The sequence below is a fragment of the Paeniglutamicibacter sp. genome (assembly GCF_046714615.1).
In the GTDB taxonomy this organism is placed as follows: domain Bacteria; phylum Actinomycetota; class Actinomycetes; order Actinomycetales; family Micrococcaceae; genus Paeniglutamicibacter.
This window is the reverse complement of the sequence record NZ_JBKKAP010000027.1, coordinates 1-6,243: the sequence shown is the minus strand read 5'-3', so window position 1 is coordinate 6,243 and position 6,243 is coordinate 1. Positions and strand designations below refer to the sequence as shown.

General features: G+C 66.9%; 3 protein-coding genes. 2 read left to right on the top strand and 1 reads right to left on the bottom strand.

The annotated features are described in order from the left end of the window. Positions 1-85 precede the first annotated feature (85 nt). The gene (locus tag ACLQ7E_RS03145; protein WP_411731095.1) at positions 86-1,561 is read right to left on the bottom strand and encodes a zinc-dependent metalloprotease; all 1,476 of its coding nucleotides are present in this window, start codon (positions 1,559-1,561) and stop codon (positions 86-88) included. 208 nt (positions 1,562-1,769) lie between these two features. Here ACLQ7E_RS03145 and ACLQ7E_RS03140 point away from each other — a divergent pair, with 208 nt between their 5' ends. Next, entirely contained in the window at positions 1,770-2,942 is a 1,173-nt protein-coding gene (locus ACLQ7E_RS03140) for a PDZ domain-containing protein (RefSeq protein ID WP_411731094.1), read from the top strand. Positions 2,943-3,236: 294 nt separating this feature from the next. Further along, on the top strand, positions 3,237-6,164 hold the full coding sequence (locus tag ACLQ7E_RS03135) for a UPF0182 family protein (RefSeq protein WP_411731093.1): 2,928 nt from the start codon (positions 3,237-3,239) through the stop codon (positions 6,162-6,164). Positions 6,165-6,243 lie beyond the last annotated feature (79 nt).

The window sequence follows — 6,243 nt, the reverse complement described above, 5'->3', positions numbered from 1 at the left end:
CGCCACCCGCGGCGCATCACCGACAAAAAAACCGTGGGGGGCCCCGGCGATATGTGGGGGCCCACCCCACTTTGGATTTCGGTGACTACTTGTCCGTCGGGCTCTCCGGCCCCGGGCCCTTGTCCGTCGGGCTCTCCGGCGATCCGGAACCCTCGCCGTCCTCGGCATCGTCGTCGTTCCCGGCCTCGGGTTCGTCGAACCCGCCGTCCAGCAGCTTGCTCAGCGCCGCATCGATGTCGTCCATGCTGGCCTCGGCCAGCTGGCGACGCGGGGTGAACCCCTGCGGGTCCAACAAGTCCTCGTCGGTGGGCAACAGGTCGGGGTGCGCCCAGATGGCGTCGCGCCCCTCCAGGCCGCGTTCCTCAAGCAGGTGCGCCCAGAGGGCGGCGGCCTCGCGCAGGCGACGCGGACGCAGTTCCAGTCCCACCAGCGAGGCGAAGGCGTTCTCGGCGGGCCCGCCGGCAGCCCGGCGGCGGCGGATGGTCTCGCGCAGCCCGGGGGCACTGGGCAGGTTCACTGCAGCTGCCGCAACCACCTCATCGACCCAGCCCTCGATCAGCGCCAGCACCAGCTCGAGCTTGGCCAGCGCGGACTCCTGCACCGCGGTGCGCTTGGGCATGAACAGGCCCTCGCCCATCAGCGACTGGAAGGATTCGGGGTTCATCGGGTCGATGTCACGCACCGCTTCCTCGATGCGTGACATGTCGATGTGGATGCCGCGGGCGTAGGCCTCGACGGCGGAAATCACCGAGGAGCGCAGCCACGGCACCCGGTTGAACAACCGGGCGTGGGCGCATTCGCGCAGCGCGGCAAAGAGCAGCACCTCCTGCTCGGGGACCTCGAGGCCCTCGCCGAAGGCGGTGAGGTTGGTGGGCACCAGCGCCGGGGTCGAGCCGGCCAGCGGCAGCCCGATGTCGGTGGCGCCCAGCACGTCCTTGGCCAGGCCGCCGACGGCGGTGCCCAGCTGCATGCCGAACATGGTTCCGCCCAGGGACTGGAGCATGCCCTGGGCCCCGCCCATCATGGGGCGCATCTGCTCGGGGATCTGCTCGCTCAGCGCGCTGGTGATGGCCTTGCCGACGCTCAGTGCAACGGGTTCGGTCAACGACTTCCACACCGGCATGGTCTTTTCGACCCACTCGGCGCGGGAGAAGGCGCGGCATTCGCTGCCGTCGGCCTCGAACACGGTGGCCGCGTCCAGCCACATCTCGGCCAGTCGGGCCGCATTGGCCACGGCGGAGGCGCGATTCGCGGAGATCGATGGGTCATCGGAGGCGATGGCCTGGCGGGCGGCGTCGGTGGCCATCTTCCAGTTCACCGGGCCACCGTCGCCCTTGGACATCGCTGCCATCATGGCCTGTGCCTGCGCCATCATCTGCGCCATGGCCTCGGGGTTGTTGGACAGGCCCATGGCCTCGCCCAGGCCCTCCGGGAGGTTCTTGGGGTCGAATCCGCCGGCGCCGCCAAAGAGAGAGCCGAACATCTCGGAGAACGGGTCCTTCGCGTTCTCGTCGTCGTTGTCGGAGTCGTCGGGTCGGTTTGATGGGGGATTTTCAGCCATGGTTCAACGGTACCCCCGGGCCACGGGATCGGCCCATGATCTGAAGTTACAGTTCGCTGTGGGCACATCGGAAAACACTGTGAAGGCGTCGGCGGTTCCCCGTGCCGCAGGCGCCCACCGCGGCACGGGCTTGTAGGCTGGAGGCTGCCGCGGCGCACGGCGAATGCCCGTGCCGCGAGCGAGAACGCCAGCAAGGAAAGAGGGAGTCGTGCCAGCAGCGCATGAAGGACCAGCACCGGAGCACGGCCGGCACACCGACGTGGACCTCGGAGCACACCGGGACCCGGACGGCGCCGACCACCGGCCGCTGGCGCACCGCTGGCCGGAGAGCGACCTCGGCCAGGCCATGTTGCGCCACAAGCGCGCCGGGGCCGGCTGGGTCGCCATGGGGCTCATCGCCGCGGCCGCGCTCCTGCCCACCCACTTCGTGGTCGAGTCCGCGGGTCCGGCGCTGAACACCATCGGCAGCGTCGAGGGCACGCGGCTGCTGGAGATCAGCGGGACCAAGACCTACCCCACCTCCGGGGAACTGGACATGACCACGGTGTACGTCCAGGGCGGCGGCCAGCAGCGGCTGCCCTTCTTCAGCGTCCTCTGGGGCTGGATCAACCCGGACGAGGACGTGGTCCCGGAGGAAACGGTGCTGCCGCGCGGCACCACGACGACGGAACAAAGCGAACAGAGCACAGTGATGATGGATGACTCGCAGCAGCTCTCCACCGCCGCGGCGCTGCACGAACTGGACATGCCCTTCTCCAGCCACCTGGGCGTGGTCGGGTTTGCGACCCAGCGGAATTCCGGCGTCCTGAAGGTCTCCGACCGGCTCGAGACGATCAACGGGCAGGAGATCAGCGACCTGGAAACGCTGAAGGAGCATCTCGATGCGGCGGGGGAGGCGCCCAGCAAGCTGGGGATCACCCGCGAGGGCAAGCCCCTGACCGTCACGGTGAGCACCGAAGCGGGAGCCGAGGGTCAACGGCAGCTGGGGATCCTGCTCTCGGGCAGCTTCGACTTCCCGGTTGAGGTGAAGTTCGGGCTGGAGAACGTCGGCGGTCCCAGCGCCGGAATGATGTTCGCCCTGGCGATCGTGGACCAGCTGACCGAGGGGGAGATGACCGGGGGCAAGCACTTTGCCGGCACCGGCGCCATCACCGCCGACGGCAAGGTCGAACCCATCGGCGGCATCGCGCAGAAGCTCGTCGGCGCCAGGGACCAGGGGGCCGAGTACTTCCTTGCCCCGGCCCAGAACTGCGCAGATGTCGCCGGCCGGGTCCCCGACGGGCTTCAGGTCATCAAGGTAGGCACTCTTGCCGAGGCGCGGGCGGCGGTCGAGGGGATTGGCATGGGCAAGGACCCGGCATCATTCGAGGGCTGCGGCTAACCAAACCGGGCGCTTTTCGGGGGCCGATTCGGGGTCCCGGGTCAGACTCACTGCCACCCGGGTCACAATCGCCTCACATTTCCGCGACATCATCCTTTGGGGTGCTCCGTCGGGCGCCGATGCAGGGCAGAATAGGGAACAAAGACACAATTCAGGCGCGTTTCCCGCGCGTCGAACGTTCCAACGGTGAGGTATAAATTGAGTTTTGGCACTGGCAGCCCCTTTGAGGGCCCCCCGCGGGGTCCCGAAGGCCGTCCCGACCCGCAACGGCATCCGCGACGCCCATCCCCGCTGATGCCCACGATCATCGTGATCGGTATCCTCGTTGCCGCTTTCGTGTTCGTTTCCAGCGTCTATGCAGACGTGCTCTGGTACAACCAGCTGGGCTTCGAGCGCGTGTTCTGGACCGAGTACCTGTCCAAGGCAGCGATCTTCGTGGCGGCATTCCTGCTCATGGCCTTCGCGACCTGGATCTCGCTGCGCCTGGCCTACCGTTCGCGGCCGGTCTACGCCCCGGACGGGCAGCGCCAGGACACCATGTCCAAGTACCAGTCGCAGCTCGAGCCCATGCGCCGCCTGCTGATGATCGGTGTCCCGGTCGTCATCGGCGTCTTCGCGGCCACCGCAGTGACCTCGCAGTGGAAAGAGGTGCTGCTGTTCTTCAACCAGGTCGATTTCAACGAGACCGACCCGCAGTTCGGCATGGACCTGTCCTTCTACATGTTCTCGCTGCCGTTCATCGGGCTGCTCAACGGGTACTTGATCTCGGTCGTGCTCATTGCCGGGATCGCCGGCCTGCTCACCCACTACCTCTATGGCGGAATCCGCATCGAGGAGCGCGGCGGGGTTGTCATCGGCAAGCCGGCCCGCATCCACATTGCCGCCTTCGCCGTGGGCTTCCTGCTGCTGCAGGGCGTGAATTTCTGGGTGGACCGCTACTCCACGCTGCTCTCGCAGAACGGCCGCGTGGCAGGTGCCCTGTACACCGATGTGCACGCGGTGATCCCGACCAAGACCATCCTGGCCATCGCCGCCGTGCTGGTCGCGGTGACCTTCATCGTCGCCGCCATCATGGGCCGCTGGCGCCTGCCGATCATCGGCACCGCAATGTTGCTGGTGACGGTCATCGTCGCCGGTGGCATCTACCCGTTCATCGTGCAGCAGTACCAGGTCATCCCCTCGGAAAAGACGCTGGAACGCGAGTTCATCCAAAAGAACATCGAGATGACGCGCAAGGCCTACGGCCTGGATGTGGTTGAGGAGACGGCGTACGACGTCGAGCTGAACCCGCAGAAGAACGCCTTGGCCCAGGACCGGGCCACCACCACCAACATCCGCCTGCTTGACCCGAACCTGGTCTCGGCCGCGTTCGACCAGCTGCAGCAGTTCCGCACCTACTACAAGTTCACCCCGACCCTGAACGTGGACAGGTACGAGATCGACGGCACCATCGAGGACACCGTCATCGGCGTGCGCGAAGTGAATGTGGACCCGACCGACACCTGGGTCAACCAGCACATTACCTACACCCACGGCTACGGCCTGGTCGCCGCCTTCGGCAACCGCGTTGCCGCCGGCGGACGCCCCGATTTCATGCTCAGCGGCATCCCGACCAACGGCGTGTTGGCCAGCGACGAGACCTACGAGCCGCGCATCTACTTCGGCGAGATGTCCCCTGACTACTCGATCGTCGGCGGCCCCGAGGGCTGGGACCCGCGCGAACTTGACCGCCCGGCCTCCGGCTCGGGCAGCCAGGACACCCGCAACACCTTCGACGGCGACGGCGGACCCTCAGTCGGCAACTTCTTCAACCGACTGGTGTATTCGCTGAAGTTCGCCTCGACGGACCTCCTGCTCTCCGATGCGATCAACGATGAATCGCAGATCCTCTACGACCGCAGCCCGAAACAGCGCGTGGAGAAAGTCGCCCCGTACCTGACGGTGGACTCGAATGCCTACCCGGCGATCGTTGACGGACGCGTGCAGTGGATCGTCGATGCCTACACGACGTCGAAGAACTACCCGTACTCCAAGCAGCAGGCCCTGGACTCGGCGGTCACAGACTCGCTGACCGGAGGCACCCGCGCCGTCACGCAGACCGGGCAGATCAACTACATCCGCAACTCGGTCAAGGCGACGGTTGACGCCTACGACGGTTCTGTCACGCTCTACGCATGGGAGCCCGAGGAGCCGCTGCTGCAGGCCTGGCAGAAGGTCTTCCCGACGAACATCAAGTCCTACAAGGACATGTCCGCCGAGCTGATGAGCCATGTGCGTTACCCGGAGGACCTGTTCAAGGTGCAGCGTGAACTCCTCGCCACGTACCACGTAACCGATCCCGGGGGCTTCTACGACGCCAACGATGCATGGTCGGTCCCTTCGGACCCGACGCAATCCAACGTGAACATCAAGCAGCCCCCGTACTACCTGTCGCTGAGGATGCCGAACCAGGAGAAGGAAGCCTTCTCGCTGACCTCGACATTCATCCCGCAGACCGCGGCCGGGGGACAGCAGCGCAACGTGCTCTTCGGCTTCCTGGCCGCGGAGGCCGATGCCGGCTCCGAGGCGGGAGTGAAGGCCGAGGGCTATGGGAAGCTGCGACTGCTTGCCATCCCGCGCGAGCTCTCGGTGCCCGGCCCCGGCCAGGCACAGCAGAACTTCGACTCCAATGCCACGGTGTCGCAGGCATTGAACCTGTTGCGCCAGGGCGCCTCGGAAGTCAAGAACGGCAACCTGCTCTCGCTGCCGGTTGGCGGCGGCATCCTGTACGTCCAGCCGGTCTATGTGCAGTCCTCGGGCCAGACGTCCTACCCGACCTTGCGCAAGGTGCTCGTTGCCTTTGGCGACAGGGTCGGCTTCGCCGACACGTTGGCGGAAGCACTTGACCAGGTGTTCCAAGGAACCTCGGGCGCCGTCACCAGCGAGACAGGCAACGGCGAAGGTGAGGGCGAGGAACCAGGAACGCCTCCGGCGACCCAGACCGCCGAGCAGCAGCTCAGTGCGGCCCTGAACGATGCCAACGCGGCCATCACCGCAGGCCAGGCGGCACTGGCCGAGGGCGACTTCGCCAAGTACGGCGAGGAGCAGGCCAAGCTGCAGGATGCCCTCGAGCGCGCAACCGAGGCGCAGGATGCACTGACGGGTGCCGCGGCACCCACCGATGCGCCGGCTCCCTCGGCACCCGCCTCCGAGGCACCGGCCACGGAGACCCCCGCGCTGTAAGGCGTAGGGCCTCCCCGCGGGCATCCAGGTGTGGGGGGGGCCGGCGCGCGGCGGGATGGGGCCGCCCGACCAACAACTA